General features: G+C 40.6%; 18 protein-coding genes and 1 pseudogene. 4 read left to right on the top strand and 15 right to left on the bottom strand.

Features of this window, described 5'->3' with window-relative positions; genetic code table 11:
• Together thrC and DW019_RS05125 are read right to left on the bottom strand one after the other, a co-directional pair.
• Complete coding sequence (thrC, locus tag DW019_RS05120; protein ID WP_118442731.1) at window positions 1–1,485, bottom strand: threonine synthase; 1,485 nt, start codon at window positions 1,483–1,485, stop codon at window positions 1–3.
• 99 nt (window positions 1,486–1,584) lie between these two features.
• The gene (locus DW019_RS05125) at window positions 1,585–2,229 is read right to left on the bottom strand and encodes a cell wall hydrolase (RefSeq protein WP_117478077.1); all 645 of its coding nucleotides are present in this window, start codon (window positions 2,227–2,229) and stop codon (window positions 1,585–1,587) included.
• 142 nt (window positions 2,230–2,371) lie between these two features.
• Between DW019_RS05125 and DW019_RS05130 the strand changes: the two genes are divergently transcribed.
• Window positions 2,372–3,166, top strand: coding sequence for a hypothetical protein (locus DW019_RS05130; RefSeq protein WP_117478078.1), 795 nt, complete (start codon window positions 2,372–2,374; stop codon window positions 3,164–3,166).
• Here DW019_RS05130 and DW019_RS05135 read toward each other — a convergent pair.
• The 6 genes and pseudogenes from DW019_RS05135 to DW019_RS15380 form a co-directional block, all read right to left on the bottom strand.
• Window positions 3,150–3,479: a DUF6142 family protein gene (locus DW019_RS05135; RefSeq protein WP_022376889.1), complete on the bottom strand. Its 330-nt coding sequence runs from the start codon at window positions 3,477–3,479 to the stop codon at window positions 3,150–3,152. The two genes, DW019_RS05130 and DW019_RS05135, sit on opposite strands and share 17 nt — an antisense overlap.
• 13 nt (window positions 3,480–3,492) lie before the next feature.
• Window positions 3,493–3,978: a VanZ family protein gene (locus tag DW019_RS05140; RefSeq protein ID WP_022376888.1), complete on the bottom strand. Its 486-nt coding sequence runs from the start codon at window positions 3,976–3,978 to the stop codon at window positions 3,493–3,495.
• Between the two features lie 33 nt (window positions 3,979–4,011).
• The gene (pheT, locus tag DW019_RS05145) at window positions 4,012–6,450 is read right to left on the bottom strand and encodes a phenylalanine--tRNA ligase subunit beta (RefSeq protein ID WP_118442732.1); all 2,439 of its coding nucleotides are present in this window, start codon (window positions 6,448–6,450) and stop codon (window positions 4,012–4,014) included.
• A gap of 12 nt (window positions 6,451–6,462) precedes the next feature.
• A complete protein-coding gene (gene pheS / locus DW019_RS05150) occupies window positions 6,463–7,482 on the bottom strand; it encodes a phenylalanine--tRNA ligase subunit alpha (RefSeq protein WP_022376886.1) in 1,020 nt (339 codons plus the stop codon).
• Window positions 7,483–7,624: 142 nt separating this feature from the next.
• Entirely contained in the window at window positions 7,625–7,792 is a 168-nt protein-coding gene (locus DW019_RS14975; protein ID WP_022376885.1) for a hypothetical protein, read from the bottom strand.
• Between the two features lie 799 nt (window positions 7,793–8,591).
• Window positions 8,592–9,278, bottom strand: a pseudogene (locus tag DW019_RS15380) (glycoside hydrolase family 11 protein); the annotation flags it as partial.
• Between the two features lie 189 nt (window positions 9,279–9,467).
• Between DW019_RS15380 and DW019_RS05160 the strand changes: the two are divergent.
• Window positions 9,468–10,349, top strand: a complete 882-nt coding sequence (locus tag DW019_RS05160; protein ID WP_117478083.1) for a YihY/virulence factor BrkB family protein — start codon at window positions 9,468–9,470, stop codon at window positions 10,347–10,349.
• Here DW019_RS05160 and DW019_RS05165 read toward each other — a convergent pair.
• The 7 genes from DW019_RS05165 to DW019_RS05195 form a co-directional block, all read right to left on the bottom strand.
• Window positions 10,300–12,081, bottom strand: coding sequence for a SpoIID/LytB domain-containing protein (locus tag DW019_RS05165; protein ID WP_182431047.1), 1,782 nt, complete (start codon window positions 12,079–12,081; stop codon window positions 10,300–10,302). The two genes, DW019_RS05160 and DW019_RS05165, sit on opposite strands and share 50 nt — an antisense overlap.
• 50 nt (window positions 12,082–12,131) lie before the next feature.
• The gene (locus tag DW019_RS05170; protein WP_118442735.1) at window positions 12,132–13,106 is read right to left on the bottom strand and encodes a beta-ketoacyl-ACP synthase III; all 975 of its coding nucleotides are present in this window, start codon (window positions 13,104–13,106) and stop codon (window positions 12,132–12,134) included.
• Window positions 13,107–13,228: 122 nt separating this feature from the next.
• On the bottom strand, window positions 13,229–13,756 hold the full coding sequence (locus tag DW019_RS05175) for a hypothetical protein (RefSeq protein ID WP_117478086.1): 528 nt from the start codon (window positions 13,754–13,756) through the stop codon (window positions 13,229–13,231).
• Window positions 13,747–14,412: a DnaJ domain-containing protein gene (locus DW019_RS05180; RefSeq protein ID WP_347461375.1), complete on the bottom strand. Its 666-nt coding sequence runs from the start codon at window positions 14,410–14,412 to the stop codon at window positions 13,747–13,749. Before DW019_RS05180 ends, DW019_RS05175 begins: the two co-directional genes overlap by 10 nt.
• A complete protein-coding gene (locus DW019_RS05185; RefSeq protein WP_117478088.1) occupies window positions 14,409–15,224 on the bottom strand; it encodes a DUF5685 family protein in 816 nt (271 codons plus the stop codon). The genes DW019_RS05180 and DW019_RS05185 overlap by 4 nt, the downstream gene beginning before the upstream one ends.
• A gap of 54 nt (window positions 15,225–15,278) precedes the next feature.
• Window positions 15,279–15,686, bottom strand: coding sequence for a hypothetical protein (locus DW019_RS05190; RefSeq protein ID WP_117478089.1), 408 nt, complete (start codon window positions 15,684–15,686; stop codon window positions 15,279–15,281).
• A gap of 82 nt (window positions 15,687–15,768) precedes the next feature.
• Window positions 15,769–15,993, bottom strand: coding sequence for a hypothetical protein (locus tag DW019_RS05195; protein WP_022377453.1), 225 nt, complete (start codon window positions 15,991–15,993; stop codon window positions 15,769–15,771).
• Window positions 15,994–16,084: 91 nt separating this feature from the next.
• On the opposite strand from DW019_RS05195, the gene DW019_RS05200 reads away from it, so the two are divergent.
• Entirely contained in the window at window positions 16,085–17,260 is a 1,176-nt protein-coding gene (locus DW019_RS05200) for a glycoside hydrolase family 27 protein (protein ID WP_243024102.1), read from the top strand.
• 2 nt (window positions 17,261–17,262) lie between these two features.
• A complete protein-coding gene (locus DW019_RS05205; RefSeq protein ID WP_117478090.1) occupies window positions 17,263–17,469 on the top strand; it encodes a hypothetical protein in 207 nt (68 codons plus the stop codon).
• Window position 17,470 lies beyond the last annotated feature (1 nt).

Here is a 17,470-nt window from a genome sequence, read left to right on the forward strand (position 1 = left end):
TTACAGTCCAAGAATCTTTTCTACGGTCATCTGCATCTCACTCTTGTCGCATACAATATCATGACGAATCGGTGCGGTGCGGATTTCCTCAATTGCTTCCGGAATCTTCACACCGGAAAGAGCATTTAACTCATCTACCAGTTCAAAATCAGTCATGCTGTCATATTTTTCTTTGTCAATGGCATCCATAACACTGCGGGTAAACTTGTATGGACTTGCCGTAGAAGCAATTACTGTCTTTAAGCCGGCATCCTTTGCCTTGTCATAATAAACACAGGAAGCAACCGACGTATGTGTATCCATGATATAACCGGCTTTATCAAACACCTTCTTAATGTTTGCTGCAGTTTCAGCTTCTGAAGCATAACCACCAACAAAGCAGGATAATTTCTCCATCATTTCCTTGGTAATCGTATATTCACCATTGTTTGAAAGTGCATCCATAAACACTTTTGTCTGTGCTGCATCCTCACCGGTAATGCGGTAAATCAAACGCTCTAAGTTGCTTGAAATCAAAATATCCATCGACGGAGAAGATGTCAAAATAAATTCTCTCTTTCTGTCATAAGTCCCTGACTGGAAGAAGTCAAACAATACTTTGTTCTCATTCGATGCGCAGTACAAAGTCTCAATCGGAAGCCCCATATTTTTTGCATAGAAAGCTGCCAATATATTACCAAAGTTTCCGGTTGGAACAACTACGTTCATCTTCTCACCGCAGGTAATTTCACCTTGTTTGAGAAGCTGACCATACGCATATACGTAGTAAACAATCTGTGGTACCAAACGTCCAATGTTAATAGAATTGGCAGAGGAAAACTGATATCCTTTTGCATTCATGCGCTCTGCTAAATTTTTTGAGTGGAACATCTCTTTTACGCCGGTCTGGGCATCATCAAAGTTTCCAATAATTCCTACTACATTTGTGTTTTCTCCTTTTTGTGTCAGCATCTGTTTCTCCTGAATCGGGCTGACACCGTTTTTCGGATAGAACACAATAATACTTGTTCCCGGAACATCCGCAAAACCAGCCAGTGCAGCTTTTCCTGTATCACCGGATGTTGCAGTCAAAATAACAATTTCATTTTTAACACCATTTTTCTTTGCTGCCGTTGTCATCAAATATGGCAGAATCGAAAGTGCCATATCTTTAAAGGCGATTGTCTTTCCATGGAACAATTCCAAATAATAAGCGCCATCTTTTTTAACAAGCGGAGCAATTTCCTTGGTGTCGAATTTATCATCATAGGCACCATTAATACAATGCTTTAATTCTTCCTCGGTAAAATCTGAAAGAAACAGCTTCATAACTTCATAAGCGGTTTCCTGATATGTCATATCAGCAAGTTTTTCAAGCGGTACTTCAAGTGCAGGAATCGAATCCGGCACAAATAATCCACCGTCGTCTGCAAGCCCTTTTAAGATTGCCTGCGATGCTGTCACTTTGTCACTATTGCTTCTTGTACTCTTGTACATGATACTCATAATCTCTCCGTCCTTTTCTCTAAACTCATTTCGGTAAAACAAAACTAAACATAGAATACCATGAAATGTCAATTTATACAAGACTGCAAATTACGTGTTTTAGCGAAAAAATTCGTGACAGCCGTATTCGCATATTTTGGTGAGTTCTCTGTCAAACCAGCTGACATTGGAAGAATCAGAGCCGGCGCGGTACATAAAATACAATGCTCCGTTTGTATTATCTTTTTCCTTTAACGCCTTTTCTACCGCTTTTTTTGTCCGTGCTGACACCTTTACGCGGTAGTAGCTGCCGTTTGACACCGGCGAGAACTGACGGCTGGCAAAAACGATTTCACGCACAGAGTTCGGAAATTTTTCGGATTTCATACGGTTTAATATCACATTTGCTACCATCTGACGTCCCTTGATTGTCTGGTCGCCGGATTCTGCCTCCACAATCCTCTCTAAAATCCTTCTCGCCCCATGCTCCAGATTCACCCGGTATCTCACAATTGTTTTTACCGTGCGTCTCTGCTTTTCATCTTCCTGTGCATTCATACGTCTTTCATCCATATCTGTTTCTGTGACGCCCTGATAACAAAACTGATTATTTTCCACCAGTGCTGCCATCTTCTCTGATGACTTTCGCACCAAAGTTATATCTTTCTTTACCTGCTTATTCTGATTCTGTGGATACCAGCCAATGGAAAGGGCCGAAACCAACAGACAATAAACGAAAAACAATATTTTCTTCTTTTTAATCATTTTCCTTTCCTCCTAGTATCAAATATATGTTGTTATTACATAATTATTACAATTTTGTTACGTTTTTATTCACAATATTGCAATAATTCAAAAAATCGCATACAATGATAGCAGATTTTAAACATAGGAAAGGAGCATCCGTATGCTGCCCGGTGTATATCAAGCGAAAAAAAAAGACAACACCATATATTTTCGAAGTTCGATTACCTACAGTGGAAAGCATATCAGCCTTGGCAGCTTTGACACGGAAGAAAAGGCACACGAAGCTTACCTTTACGCCGGCAGACTGCTCGCAGGAAAGGAAATAACGCTGACTTCATATAAAAAGGAAAATCCGGTGCTCTCCTTTTCCAAATGGGTTAGTTTAATTAATTTTCGGGATAATGGTATTTATATTAAGACACCGATTTATTTGTTCCAGAAATATTTTCATTATTATTTTTCGCCGGAAAATTATCTGATTTTTGATACGGACGATTTATTTTATTACTCCACCCGCACCATAAGCCGCCGCGGAGGACATCTTTTTGTTGCCGATTACGGAATGCAGGTGAATATTTTATCCCGCTATGGCATTAAAAATTACGCCGTAGCCGGACGTGATTATCTGTTTGCCAACGGAAACACAAGAGATTTCCGCTATGAAAATCTTGTAATTATCAACCGCTATCACGGCGTATGCCAAAAAACAAAACAGGGGCAGATTTATTATGAAACAAAAATTCACTGGAACGGTGATTTTTTAGTTGGACGCTATGAAAATGAAATAGAAGCTGCCATTGCCTATAACAAAGCAGCTTCCACTCTTTTAAGAAAAGGATATCTGAAAGATTATCCGGTTAATTATATTGAAGAACTTTCCGATTCGGAATACCGCTCCCGCTATCAGGTAGTGGATATTTCCGACAAAATCAAAGTTCTTAAATCGCTCCTTTAATAAACAGCACCATAAACAAAAGAATCATAATACCATTCAGCACTGAGCCAACCGCCGGTGTCACATGGTAAATATCTTCTTCTTTGTTGCAGCGAACCGCAAGCACAAATCCAATGATACTAAGTACCATCGTTGCAAGACCGAGCGCACCAATTTCCATTCCTGCCCTGCCTTTTGCATGTCCGGACACAATGCAGAGTGTCAAGAGAATAATAATCGAAAGGACACCCAGTACCACCGAAATAATTCCATGTTTCGGATGTTTCTTATCACTAAAACGTATTCTTTTCCGATTTCCAAAACGTACTTCCATATTCGGTCTCCTTTCACTTTCTTCCGAGTGCACGAATGATTTTTTTTGAAAGATAATAACAAATATACCCCAAAATAACACCAAACGTATTTAGACACAAATCATCGACATCAAAACATCCCACTTTTGTCACGAGCTGGATGGTTTCCACGACAAGACTGAAGGCAAATCCAAGGAACGTAACAAACAGTCCGCTTCTAAAATAATGCCCTTTAAAATGAACACCTTTTCGCTGTTCTCTGTATAGTACCGGGACCAGAAAGCCAAATGGCATAAATACCACAACATTTCCTAATAGATTAATAGCAAAGTATACCATGCCAATCTGCTCCCTGTACATCAGATACCGTTTAATTTCCCGGAACAACTCCAGATTGTACTGATAGGTAGTATACGGCTCATTGCGTCCATATTCCTCACTAAAGAAGAGAAAATAGACCAATAAAATCATATAACAGATAAAGCATACCGTTAATAAATTGCTTATGAACCGTTTCATCTTTTCCTCCTAAAAACACAACCAAAATCTATCTTACTGTCTTAAAGCTACTCCTAAGTTTTCCAGTTTCTTTAAGATTTTATCCATGACAGCCGATACATCTTTATCCTCTAGCGTACGGTCTTTGGCACGGAAACGAATGGAATATGCCAGTGATTTTTCATCTTTTCCAACATTTTCCCCTTCGTAAATATCAAACAAATGATAATCTTCAAGCAGCTTTCCACCGCTCTTTCGGATTACTTCCTCGATTTGTCCTGCTAATACTGTCTTTTTCATAACGAGAGAAATATCACGTGTTACTGCCGGGAATTTAGCAACGCCCTGATATTTGATATCAAAGTTTGCTTTTTCAGCTAATTTTGCAACATCCAGTACAGCAACATATGTCTTTGTTCCCAGATTATAATTATCTGCCACTTCCGGATGCACTTCCCCCAGATAGCCAAGGACTTCTCTATCCATCATTATATCCGCTTTTCTTCCAGGATGCAAATAGGAATGTTCTCCTTTTGGCTCATAAGTAACACCTGTTGTAATACCAAGTCTGTCAAGAATTGCTTCCACACAGCCTTTCATATCAAAGAAATCGCCCTGTCCGTACATACCAAGTGCTAACATCATTTTTTCTTCCGGCAGTTTGGTAAGCGGAAGGGATTCCGGCAGATATACATTTGCCATTTCATACAAACGCACATCTTTGTTGCGGTGATTATAGTTTGTCGAAAGCGAGGTAAGCATACCGTTTAACGGTGTTGTACGCATGATACTGTAATCCACTCCAAGCGGATTGGAAATTTCAATTGCCTTGCGAAGCTCATCCCCTTTTGGAATCAGCAGTTTATCAAATGCTTTCGGGCTTTCAAAAGAATAAGTCATTCCTTCCGAAAAACCATACGACTCAATCACATTACGAATCATATTGCAAATGCTTGTCTGGTAGGAAACACCGCCCTGTGTTGCCTCACCGCTTGGAAGCGTTGTAGGAATCTTATCATAACCATAAAATCTTGCTACTTCCTCTGCCAAATCGGCAAGGCGCAGAATATCCTGACGCCAAGTTGGAACATGAACACATTTCTTTGCCTTATCCGGTACAAGATCAACCATTTCCCAATATTTACACATCTCATCTTCGGAAACATCAATACCAAGTAATGCGTTGATTTTACCAACATCATAAGCCACATCAATCGGCTCTTTTTTCTCCGGATAAACGTCCACACAGCCACCGACAACTTCACCGGCACCTAATTCTTCAATCAACTGACAGGCACGGTTCATCGCTTCCATCGTAGTATTCGGGTCTAAGCCTTTTTCAAATTTTGCCTGTGCGTCGGTTCGCATACCGATTTTTTTACCGGAAAGACGAATGTTTGTACCGTCAAAGCAGGCAGCCTCAAACAGCATCGTCTTTACATCGTCCGTAATTTTGGAATTTTCACCACCCATGATTCCGGCAAGTCCAACGGATTTTTCACCATCACAAATCATAAGAATGGAAGAATCCAGTTCTCTCTCCTGACCATCGAGTGTCTGGAATTTCTCACCGGCTTCTGCTCTCTTTACTACGATTTTATGACCGGCAATTGTATCTAAGTCATACGCATGCATCGGCTGCGCATATTCCTGCATTACATAGTTTGTAATATCTACGATATTGTTAATCGGACGGATTCCGCTTGCTGCCAGTCTGCGCTGCATCCACTCCGGCGATGGTTCAATCTTAATATTCTTTACCACGCGCGCCACATAACGGGAACACAAATCCGGCGCCTGAATTTCAACGGAAATGTAATCCTCTGTCTTTTCATCATTTCCACTCTCTGTTACAACCGGCGGAACAAATGGTTTTCGAAATGTAGCTGCTGCTTCTCTTGCAATACCAAGAACACCAAAGCAGTCCACACGGTTACTTGTTACTTCATACTCAAAATCGGCATCACGAAGGCCAAGTAAGGCAATCGCATCACTGCCAACCGGTGCATCTTTATATTCCGGATTATCACTGAGAATATAAATACCATCCTCTGCTGCATCCGGATAAAAATCAGTTGAAGAACCAAGTTCCTCAATCGAGCACATCATGCCGTTACTTTCCACGCCACGCAGTTTTCCTTTTTTGATTTTTACGCCACCGGCAACTTTTTTGCCATCATGACCGCCGGCAACACGGCCACCATCTAAAACAACCGGCACTTTCTGTCCTTCTTTTACATTGGAAGCACCTGTTACAATCTGCGTTGTTGTTCCTTCCTCATCAATTGCCACCTGGCAGACAACCAGTTTATCCGCATCCGGGTGTTTTTCAATTTTCTCAATTTTACCTACAATAATTTTGTCCAAATCTGCATCGAATTTTTCATATCCTTCGACCTTTGTTCCGGACATCGTCATCGCATCCATATATTCCTGCTCTGTACAGGTAAGTTCCGGTACATAAGCTTTAATCCATGATAATGGTGTATTCATTCTTAAACCTCCTTAAAACTGTTCCAAAAATCTCTTGTCATTTTCATACAAAAGGCGCATGTCATCAATCTCATATTTTAAGAGGGCAATACGCTCTAAGCCGACACCAAAGGCAAATCCTGTGTATTCTTCCGGATCAATACCACTCATCTCAAATACATGTGGATGAACCATACCGCATCCTAAAATCTCAATCCAGCCCTCACCTTTACAGAAACGACAGCCCTTACCGCCGCATTTGAAACAGGTCACATCCATTTCTGCACTTGGCTCAGTAAATGGAAAATGATGCGGACGGAATTTTACTTTGGTATCTTCTCCAAACAATTTCTTTGCAAACTGTTCCAGTGTACCTTTCAAATCAGCAAAAGTAATATTTTTGTCAATAACAAGTCCTTCAATCTGATGGAATGATGGAGAATGTGTTGCATCGACATCATCACTTCTAAATACTCGTCCCGGTGAAATCATACGAATCGGTAACTTCCCTTTTTCCATCTCGTGTACCTGAACGGAAGAAGTCTGGGTACGAAGTACAATTTTATCATTAATATAGAAAGTATCCTGCTCATCTTTTGCCGGATGATTTGCCGGAATGTTAAGTGCTTCGAAGTTATAGTAGTCATACTCTACTTCCGGACCTTCGACAACCTCATAACCCATGCCGATAAAGATTTTTTCGACTTCTTCTAAGGCAATCGTGTTTGGATGACGGTGACCCATCTTTCGCTCACGGCCGGGCAAAGTTACATCGATTACTTCGGCTTTCATTTTTTCCTCGCGGAGTTTGCGCTCAAAAGCAGCTTTCTTTTCCTCTAAACTGCTCTCGATTTTTGCCCGTGCCTCATTCACCATCTGACCAACTTTCGGACGGTCTTCCGGTGCCACATCCTTCATGGACTTAAGAACACTTGTCAGTTCTCCTTTCTTTCCCAAAAAGGCAACCCGGATTTCATTTAATTTATCGAGTTCCCCCGACTGCTCAATTTGAGACATCGCATTGCTTAAAATATGCTCCAATTTTTCTTTCATGATAATCTCCTTTCCTGAAAGATTTCTTTTCTTGTAATTAAAAAAGCCCCTTACAGAGATTTCTCTGCAAGGGACGAATCAACTCGCGGTACCACCCAAATTCTTATCAAAATGATAAGCACTCATAATACGATAACGGATATCAGCCGTCACTTTCTACTTTTGTCTTTTGACCGTTCAAAAGCAAGACTCCGGTGCGAAATTCAACTGCTAACGGAACCTGACAGAACTTACAGCCGATGATTCTGTCTCTCTGAAGGAAATTAACAGTCTGTCTGGCAAATACCAACACCTTCTGCGTCATTTTCATAATGAAACCTTTTACACTTTAGCATATATAGTTGTTCTCTGTCAAGTGTTCGATGGAAGGTTTTTAGTTTTTAGTTTCCGTAATTTAGTAAGAAAAGTTTACATCCTGTGGGTACAAATCTTTTCTTGCTAAATTACTGGAATCCTAAAAACTGGCAACGATTGCTTGGCACAGGCTACTGCTTTAACAAGTCAGTTAGATGGGTTTTCAATCAAAAAAAATTCAACTGAAAAGTTTTGCACTGAGTGGGTTTTGAGTGCGTCGGCAGGTGGCACTGGTAGTTTCAGTGCCCCTGCTGTTACGCACTCAACGAGCGAGAGCGCCCACGAAGTGCAAACTTTTCAGTCGAATTCTTTTCATTAAAAACTACATCTTATTTGATTGTCAAATAGTCAACATAACCATCCCATGTACCATCGTCACTTGTCACAACGAGTTTTACCTCTTGATTGCCAAGTCCGTGTGTTACATTTTTAATCGTATATTCTGCCGGATAACTTCCGCCATAGTAGAACGTTCCTTTTTTCTGACCGCCTACAAATAGGTCTACTTGCGCCATCTTTGAGTTGTTTGAACAGCCACGCAATGTAAAGTCATGTGTTCCGTATCCAAAATACTGCGTATATGAACAGGAATCATTGTTTCCATACAAGGCAACACCATTAAATGGAGAGCTGATTTTACTTGCATATGAGCCGCCCAGTGTCATGTCCTCACACTGTACCGTGAGCCCATTCCATGTACTGCTGCTTCCGCCGGAAGTATTTCCTCCTGAGCTGCTTCCACCGGATGTACTTCCACCAATCGTCAGATTGTTTTTGTAAACATCCGCATAACCGCTGCTCTGGTAACCTTCTACATTCAAAGCTACTTCATAGAGTTTACCCATCGGCATGCCAAGGCTTTCCCATTTTTTAAAGTGTTCTGTCACCGAAATGGTTCCGCTTGTACGTTTGCTTGTACGTACACTCCAGTACTGTTTGAATGTTGTGTTACCGTCAATTGACGGTTGATTGTAACGAGTTGTTTCATATACATCATACGTTCCGCCATCGACTGTAATCTGTCCTTTGGAAGAAGCTCCAGGCGGACGCCAGGTTCCCCAACTGTCTACGATGTAATATTCAACCAACGGGTTTCTGGACCAGCCATATACACAAAGGTAAGAATTTCCTTTTGGCTGGTAGTAACATCCATAATCAATGGAAATGTTACCAATCTGGGAATATGTTTTTGTGCAGTCAAAGGTTTTTCCTTTGCGGAACAACGCATTCCCAATGTTGTCCCACCAGCAGCTGAAGTTTCCACCACCGTTTAAGGTCATGCTTGTATCGCCATAATCCTTCCACAGTGCGTAATCATAACCGTCTTCAACGCCGGTCTTTTCGTTGTAGATCGTCGTAGCTGCCTGAGCTGATACGGAAGGAATCATCATTCCGATGCATAAAAGCAATGCTACAACACCCATAAGTTTGTTTCGTTGCATTTGGCAACCTCCTTTCTCTGACATAAAAATACCACATTTTGGCTATAATGTAAATACTATATTTGTTGATTTTTTATAGTTTTTTGGTTATATGACTATTAGTTTTTGTGCAAATTGCATGCATTTTATGTTGATTTTTCCCCGAGAATTGCATATACTTAGCACAGCAAAGAAGAAAGGAGTCATTCGATGGAAACAAATAACCTTTATATCTGGTCCATAAAAAATATTAAAAGCAATCGCATTTCCATTCATGCGGCACAGGTTGCTTTTTTTATCATGGTGTCCTTTTTTCCTTTTTTAATGTTTTTTATTACCTTGTTAAAGCATACTCCCATCAGTGAAGCGGTTCTTCTTGCCTCCGTACAGAAGGTCATTCCTGCCAGTTTAAGTTCCCTTATTTCAACTTGGCTGAATGAATCGTTTGAGGCATCTACGACCATTCTTTCTGCTACCGTTATTTCCGCATTATGGGCCGGTTCAAAAGGGTTTGCCAGTATTGCCTATGAATTGGAAGCAATATATAGTGATGGATTGGATAAACACCGTTCTTTTTTTTCAAGACGTTTTCATTCCATCTTAGATACCGTTTTGTTTACAATTATGATTATTATCAGCTTAGTTCTTCTTGTTTTTGGCAACCAGATTATCCAGTTGATTAATCACTTTCTGCCGTTTATGCAGCACATGACATTACTTTTGTTTTTGCTGCGCTCGGCATTTTCTCTGTTACTGTTTACGATTTATTTCGCCTTTTTGTACTATTTTATACCGGGCCGCCATGCGTTGTTTAGGGAAGAACTTCCGGGTGCCATCCTGTCTTCCTTTCTCTGGATTTCGTTCTCGTATCTGTATTCTTTTTATGTGGATACCTGGGGCACGATTTCATCGATTTACGGCAGTTTGACATCCATTGTCTTCTTGATGTTGTGGCTTTATTTCTGCATCACTTTTCTTTTTCTTGGTGCGCTTTTAAACAAATATCTGCAAACCTACCACAGCATTCACCCCATCAATGACCTCAGACGGATTTCTGATATTGTAAAATACTACCTAAAAAGTAAAATTTGAGAATTTCCTCGCACTTTTTTCCCTGAGCTGCCATTTGATTGGCACCGTTCTGGCTCATCCCAACGCCGTGTCCATAACCGCCTCCGGTGAAAATATAAGAATCTCCCTTTTTTTCTATTGTAAAATATCCACTCGGCAGACAACTAAGTCCCGATACCTCTTTTTTATCTTTTCTTAAATAAATTAATTTCTCTCCGCCAAACAAATTTCTTAAATTATATTCTGTGTAAATCCGCAGTGTATTTTTGCTCCCTGTAATTTGCGCCATCACTGCCACACCGCTTTTTCCTCTTTTTAGAATTTCTACTTTTTTGATTTCTCCTAACTCTGTCTGTCCGGTACTGAAAAATGTTCCATCCTTTTGTTTTGTCTGAATCTGTGTCGGATTTTTTTCATACCGGCTTTTTATCTTTTCGGAAATAAATTGCTGCAATTGTTTTTCAGACACGGTTGTCCGCCAGCGATACCATGGCGAATTGGCATCATAACTTTTTGTTTCATCTTTCAAAAATTTAGAAAAATCCGCTTCTTTCTGCAAATCCAGTGTTTTCCTACTATCTCCTAACAACACGCACGGCATAAGATAACTTCTGTCTTTTTTCGCAAACCATACCTCCTTAATCCCGGCAGAAACTCCTGCAGAAACAGAATAAAAATAAGTTTCTGCCACTTGATTCTCTGCCCACACAACCTGCCCTTTTGTTTCATTAACCGCTGCGATGGACGCAGCATCCTCACGCAGATTGTTATACACTTGGAATGCCACACTATCGTCGACGTGCGCACCTAAAGCTGCCAGCCTTTTTCCCGCCATCTGCTTGATGGCATAACTTCTGGCGCATACTGCCTGCGCTTTCAATGCCTCCTTTTGATATTCGGTCGGCATTTCACTTGGCACAACACTATATAAATATTCCTCTAACGGCAGCTCATTGATTATATGTAATGCCTTGTCCACTAAATCAATTTCAAAAATCCCCCGGTACTCCGGATGTCCATACTGCTTATTTACACTCTCTACTCGGATTTTACCACCTGAATCCGGTATCACCACGATATGTTCCTTCACGTTTTGTGCCGTCAGTTTTTGCTTTTCTGATGCATCAAAATGTGTCTTCTTCTTTCCGGCAACCACGGTATACCCGGTTGTCGCTGAAAAACAGACATTTGGAAAATCATAAGAATGATTCTTTTCATTTTGCAAAATTACACGAATTTTTGCTGTCTTTTCCGCCCTCTCATAAAGCAGTACCGCGCAGATTTTTCCGGAGGCCGCGACATATTTTGCCTCCGACTCCCCCACCGATAATTCGCTTACTTCACCCGGTGTCACTATGCCATCACTTTTCAGATGATAAACACAAAATTCTGCATCCAGTGAAACGAAACCATAATTTTCAATCTGCAGTTTTTTATCCATAATACGCAGAATTTTTCCTTGAATCATATCCGGTTTTTTCCGAACTTTTACAACTTTTCCCTGCTCTTCAATCAAGTCTGCTACCCCACTTATTTTTTCTTTGGAAACAGCAGAACGAAGCTGCCACGTTTTTTTCTGCCCGCGCCAGATCCCCTCAACTTTCTGTTGTTTTACATCGGTTATGTACACATTGCGATACTCTTTTTTTGTCTTTACGACACGACTCTCCCGAAAGGACTGAAACAGCCACAATCCGGCCATACAAAAAAACACAAGAAAAAATACAATAATTACTCTGCCTGTCCTTCTCAAAATAAAAATCCCCCTTTGCATTATAGTTTATGCAAAGAGGGATATATATATTACCATTCAATGAGCATTGCGCCCCAAGTTAATCCACCGCCAAAGCCTGACAAAATAATTTTATCTCCTCGCTCTAATAAATGATTGCGGTTTAACTCATCAAGTAATATCGGAATACTTGCAGACGATGTATTTCCATAACGGTCAAGATTCATCGGAAACTTATCAATGTCCACCTTCAGTCGTTTCGCAATCAGTTCCAAAATTCTGACATTTGCCTGATGCAGTACAAAGAATTTAATGTCATCTACATCCGTTTCTGTTTTTTTCAAAATCTGCTTCACACAACGTGGCACCATGGTAACGGCAAACCGAAACACTGCCTGACCATCCATGCGGATATAGTCTTTTTTTCGTTTAGAATTATGAAATGGATTTTGAATTCCACGACCTTTACACGTAAGTACATCACCCTGTGTACCATCTGATCCGGTCACACTGGCAATCAGTCCTCCTACATTAGAATCATCTTTTTGAACAATCGCAGCCCCTGAGCCATCCCCAAACAAAATGCAGGAACCTCGGTCTGACCAATCCACTTCTCGAGATAAAGTCTCAGCACCAGCCACAAGAACTGTTTTTGCCATTCCCATTTCAATATAAGCATACGCCGTATTTAAGGCAAATAAAAATCCGGAACACGCAGCATTAATATCAAAGCAAGTTGCCCGTATCGCACCAATTGCTCCCTGTACCGAACAGGATGTACTTGGCACATACGTATCCGCCGATACCGTGGCTACAATAATCAGATCTAACTCATCGGCTCCTATCCCCGCATTTTCCAGTGCAGCCTCTGCCGCATGAGCAGCCATATAAGTCGTTCCTTCTTTTCCATTCGAGAGATGTCTTTCTTTTATACCGGTTCGCTGTCGAATCCACTCATCATCTGTATCCACGATGGTGGACAAAAAGTTATTATCCGCTACTTTTTTTGGAAGGTAACTGCCGGTTCCTATAATTCTGACTGACATAACATTTCCCCTTTATCCTAAATTCAAACATTGTATAGTATAAAGCCTTACTACGCCACTTGTCAATCGTAGTCATCAATACTACGTGTTAGCATTTTTCGTACTACTTTTTGTCTTATTCATTAAATTATTGTATGAAACCGCTCATAAAAAATACGTTTAAACACCCGGTACGCGACATCATAAACAAACCATCCGATCACACCGGCAGGAATTAACAGTGGGTAAAAAGCGGTCATTTTCTGCATCACATCTCCAAATAAAAGTTTTGGAAAAAAGAATATCATCGGAACATATATTAAAAGGAATATCATAAGCCTTATTACACAATGAACCCATTCTTTCGGATTCTTTTTTTGCATCAGTAAAAAAATCCCTTCTGATAAAAGTATGTAAGCAGCAAGTGCAAGATATAAAATCACATGCATCTTATCCGGATTCACAAAAAAGTCCAGTGCTGCACAAACAAAATAAAAAAGGATTCCCTCTTTGATTCCAAAGCGAACTACAATAATTCCTAACAGATATGCCGCCAATGCTGTAAAAAACACGGTATTTACAGAAATAACAGTACCAAGCACCGTAAAAACCGTGCTCAGTGCTGCGAATACACCTAATATTGCTATTTTCTTCGTCTTATTTACATGCATGAGCACAAATCTCCTCCCATACATTCACAACAAGAATCAGCAATCCACAAATCACAACAGGGATTGCCGGTTCCGCATGCACTGCCGCCACCGTAGTTTCCATAGCCACCGTAACTGCCGTAGCCGCCATAACCACCGCCAAATGGATTTCCACCAAACGGACTCGCACCGCCTCCACGCTGCAGCTGCTGATAATACTGCTGGTATTCAGGATTAGAAGGGTCTAACTCGACTGCCCTTTTGGCATAATCCATCGCAACCACATTATTTCCCAAGCCAAGGTTTGCATACGAACTGAAATAATACCATCTGGCACTTCTGTTTTCCATACTGTTTAACACGTTAATCGCCTCATTAAAACGACGTGCCCGGATGTAATTCATCGCAGCCATCAGATGCTGGTCTTCTTCGGTATATTCTCCGCCATCACCGTAACCGCCGTAACTTTGATTTGTCTTACCGGAGCGCTCATTAACAATCTGGTTATAAGCTTCTTGTACTTCGCGGAATTTTTCTTCCGCCCAGTTTTTCTGCGATTCATCCGAATAGGAATCCGGATGATATTTCCGGCTTAATGTGCGGTATGCCTTTTTAATCTCGCGATCCGTTGCTCCTCTTGTCACTCCTAATACTGAATATGGGTCTCTTGTCATCATTTCCTCCGTTTCTTTTCATCCGTCACCCAGACACCTTCGTATAAAATATTTCTTAAAATCGGTAAATCCTGTTCCAGTGGTAACTTTTCAAACTCGGCAATTGCCATCCGAAGTGTTCCATCCAGCATTTCTCTTATTGTTTCTTCTAAGTCTTCTTCTCCGATTCGGTTCATAAACGGATTATAGCATCCTTTTTTTTCATCGTCTGCCAAATCCATAAAGGCGTCCATCATATAAATAAATTTACCAAGGTAAAAACCAAAAGCACGTAAAATCTCCTGAAAAGCATCCTCTTTCCAAACAAACAATTCTGCCATCAGACTGCCAAACGGTCTCGCTGCTGCATCAATATCCTGACAATTTTCTTTCTCTAATTCTGCAAGTTCTTTTAGTGCTTTTTCAATTGCCTCAGCTTGTCTTTTATACTTTTTCTCAATCTTTTTCTTTTTTGCAGCAAAAACCTTCATCCCCAAAAAACCGCTTATTTTTCTTTCGTCTTCCCAATCATCTTTTAAGTGGTCATACGTTAAAAGAATGTTCATGTCCGACGCATAAAACGATACTTCATTCTGTATCATATACTGCTTCTTTGCCGGATGAATCAGACAGTGCTTTCTCATTTCTTCCTCTTTTGGTTCATATAAAGAACTCAATAAAATCACAAGAAATGTCATATCATAAGTAAGTGTCATCTGTCCGCGCCTGCCATGGTTTTTCAAAAGTGTATGACACAGTCCGCAGTAATATCCTTTGTATCTGGCAAATTCTCTTATCTTTAATTCCGGTTTATTTGCCGTTACATAACCAAACATCCAGTTTCTCCTATAAACGGTAACAATTCAGACACATAGGAAGTCTCTAACTCATCACGTTTTCTTAATAAATTCAAATCGACATTTCGGACACGAAATCGCAATTTTTCCACGTCCCTTTGGCACACGAATGGTCTGGTGGCACTTCGGGCATCGATATAACTTTTTTGTTCCACTCCGCTCTTTCATACGAAGTCTGCAAAACTTAAAGTAGTTTTTTACCGGGTTCCAGAATTTCAAAAATTTCTGATTTTCTCTCTGGCGGTTCACAATATTTCTCGAAAAGCAGCGGAAGAAATAAAGTACAATCACAAGCATACTGACAAGTGCAAATATCGGTGCCGCCACCGTTCTTATAAAAATCCGCTGTAACACAAATAATAGTAAATACAGGACAAACAAGAAATTTCCAAACTGATCATTTCCATATCTGCCATACATCATCCGTCGAAACCAATTCATATCATCACATCCTTTCACCTGTCCCATATAAAATAAAACATACTAAAGGATACACCTATTTTGTGAACTTCCTATGAATCTTTTACATATTATTTGCTTTCTTCCATTTAAAATACTGGATAGTATAAAACAAAGAAATCAAAATCCATACGACAAATAAAATAATAAGTGCAGTGTTAAATACGCCCATGGAACCGGAACCAATCAGCAGATTTTTTCCAATAAACAAAATAGCAATAAAGGCAGCACACACCCAGCAGCTTATCATTTCACTCTTACGGTTACGAATCGCACGTGGTTTACTCATAATAATACACATCCTTTACATAATAATCCATTGTTTTGCCTTGAGTAATATCCTATAATAGAATTAAAAAAAAATCAAGGAGCGTTTATCTATGAACGAAAATATGAGCGAAAACACAAGGGCACTGGGATTTTTACCTCCGCTCGGATGGAATTCTTGGAATACATTTACATGGGATATTAACGAATCCCTTATTTTTGAAATTGCAGACTGCATGGTAAAAGACGGCTATAAAGATGCCGGCTACGAATATCTTGTTATCGATGACTGCTGGAGTCTGAAAGAACGAAACGAAAACGGTCATCTAGTTGCCGACCCTAAAAAATTTCCACATGGCATGAGGGCGGTTGCCGACTACATCCATAACAAGGGACTGAAATTTGGTATGTATTCCTGCGCCGGCACCCACACCTGTGCCGGTTATCCGGGAAGCTTTGAGCATGAATTTGAGGATGCAAAGCAATTTGCGGATTTTGGTGTCGATTATCTCAAATACGATTTCTGCTTTAAGCCAAGACATATGTCCGGAGAGCTTCTTTATAAACGGATGAATTTGGCTCTTCGAAATTGTGGACGCCCAATTTTATTTTCTGCCTGCAACTGGGGTGAGGATAACGTACATAACTGGATTCGCGAATCCGGTGCCCATATGTACCGCTCCACACCGGATATCCAGGATAACTGGGAATCGATTCAAAAAATCGCCCTGTCCCAAATTGAAAAAGAAGCGTTCACCGGCTCCTTCTGCCACAATGACATGGACATGCTGGTGGTTGGTATGCATGGTGGCAGCAACGATGATTTTATTGGTTCTATCGGAGGTTGTACCGATACGCAGTACAAAACCCACTTTGCTCTCTGGGCTATGATGGGTTCCCCTTTGATGATTGGATGTGATATCAGAAAAGCCACACAGGAGACAAAAGATATTCTATTAAACCGTGATTTAATTGCCATTAATCAGGATGTCGAATCTCGTGGGGCTTACCGTGTCCGTGTCGAACCTCAATGGTTCCATGAGGATGAAGCCTTTGTACTGGTAAAAGTTTTGTCGAATGGTGATTTGGCAATTGGGCTTTTCAACCTCAGTGACCAAAATCGTGAATTAACAATTCAATTCTGGGATTTAGGACTTCCTTACGCTTCCGGCATAGCACTGTCTATGTACGACTGCCACGAGCACAAAGAACTCGGTACTTTTAAAGAAAGGTTTGCTGTAACGGTGCCATCCTGTGACTGTATGGTCGTTCGTGCAAAATTGGTGTGAACATGGAACCATCTCAAAATTTATGCAAAAACTGTGAAAAGAAACTTACCTCCGATGAAAAGGCAATTTACTTAAAATTAGTGGACCGCACAGCATCCCGTTTTCTCTGCCTAGACTGCCTTGGCGAAAAAATGGGATGTGGGCGCGAGCCTCTTGAAAAAAGAATCCGTTATTATCGGGAAAGCGGCAATTGTGTATTATTCCGCTAAA

The organism is Clostridium sp. AF37-5 (assembly GCF_003477605.1).
Taxonomy (GTDB): Bacteria; Bacillota; Clostridia; order Lachnospirales; family Lachnospiraceae; genus Eubacterium_F.

Bases quoted from the DNA above. Each gene is read 5' to 3' on its own strand.
- DW019_RS05205 (WP_117478090.1), top strand. From the start codon at position 17,263: ATGGAACCATCTCAAAATTTATGCAAAAACTGTGAAAAGAAACTTACC.
- DW019_RS14975 (WP_022376885.1), bottom strand. From the start codon at position 7,792: ATGAAAATGACGCAGAAGGTGTTGGTATTTGCCAGACAGACTGTTAAT.
- DW019_RS05190 (WP_117478089.1), bottom strand. From the start codon at position 15,686: ATGAATTGGTTTCGACGGATGATGTATGGCAGATATGGAAATGATCAG.
- DW019_RS05200 (WP_243024102.1), top strand. From the start codon at position 16,085: ATGAACGAAAATATGAGCGAAAACACAAGGGCACTGGGATTTTTACCT.
- DW019_RS05125 (WP_117478077.1), bottom strand. From the start codon at position 2,229: ATGATTAAAAAGAAGAAAATATTGTTTTTCGTTTATTGTCTGTTGGTT.
- DW019_RS05195 (WP_022377453.1), bottom strand. From the start codon at position 15,993: ATGAGTAAACCACGTGCGATTCGTAACCGTAAGAGTGAAATGATAAGC.
- DW019_RS05160 (WP_117478083.1), top strand. From the start codon at position 9,468: ATGGAAACAAATAACCTTTATATCTGGTCCATAAAAAATATTAAAAGC.
- DW019_RS05135 (WP_022376889.1), bottom strand. From the start codon at position 3,479: ATGGAAGTACGTTTTGGAAATCGGAAAAGAATACGTTTTAGTGATAAG.
- DW019_RS05170 (WP_118442735.1), bottom strand. From the start codon at position 13,106: ATGTCAGTCAGAATTATAGGAACCGGCAGTTACCTTCCAAAAAAAGTA.
- DW019_RS05140 (WP_022376888.1), bottom strand. From the start codon at position 3,978: ATGAAACGGTTCATAAGCAATTTATTAACGGTATGCTTTATCTGTTAT.
- thrC (WP_118442731.1), bottom strand. From the start codon at position 1,485: ATGAGTATCATGTACAAGAGTACAAGAAGCAATAGTGACAAAGTGACA.
- DW019_RS05185 (WP_117478088.1), bottom strand. From the start codon at position 15,224: ATGTTTGGTTATGTAACGGCAAATAAACCGGAATTAAAGATAAGAGAA.
- DW019_RS05175 (WP_117478086.1), bottom strand. From the start codon at position 13,756: ATGCATGTAAATAAGACGAAGAAAATAGCAATATTAGGTGTATTCGCA.
- pheS (WP_022376886.1), bottom strand. From the start codon at position 7,482: ATGAAAGAAAAATTGGAGCATATTTTAAGCAATGCGATGTCTCAAATT.
- DW019_RS05130 (WP_117478078.1), top strand. From the start codon at position 2,372: ATGCTGCCCGGTGTATATCAAGCGAAAAAAAAAGACAACACCATATAT.
- pheT (WP_118442732.1), bottom strand. From the start codon at position 6,450: ATGAATACACCATTATCATGGATTAAAGCTTATGTACCGGAACTTACC.
- DW019_RS05180 (WP_347461375.1), bottom strand. From the start codon at position 14,412: ATGATGACAAGAGACCCATATTCAGTATTAGGAGTGACAAGAGGAGCA.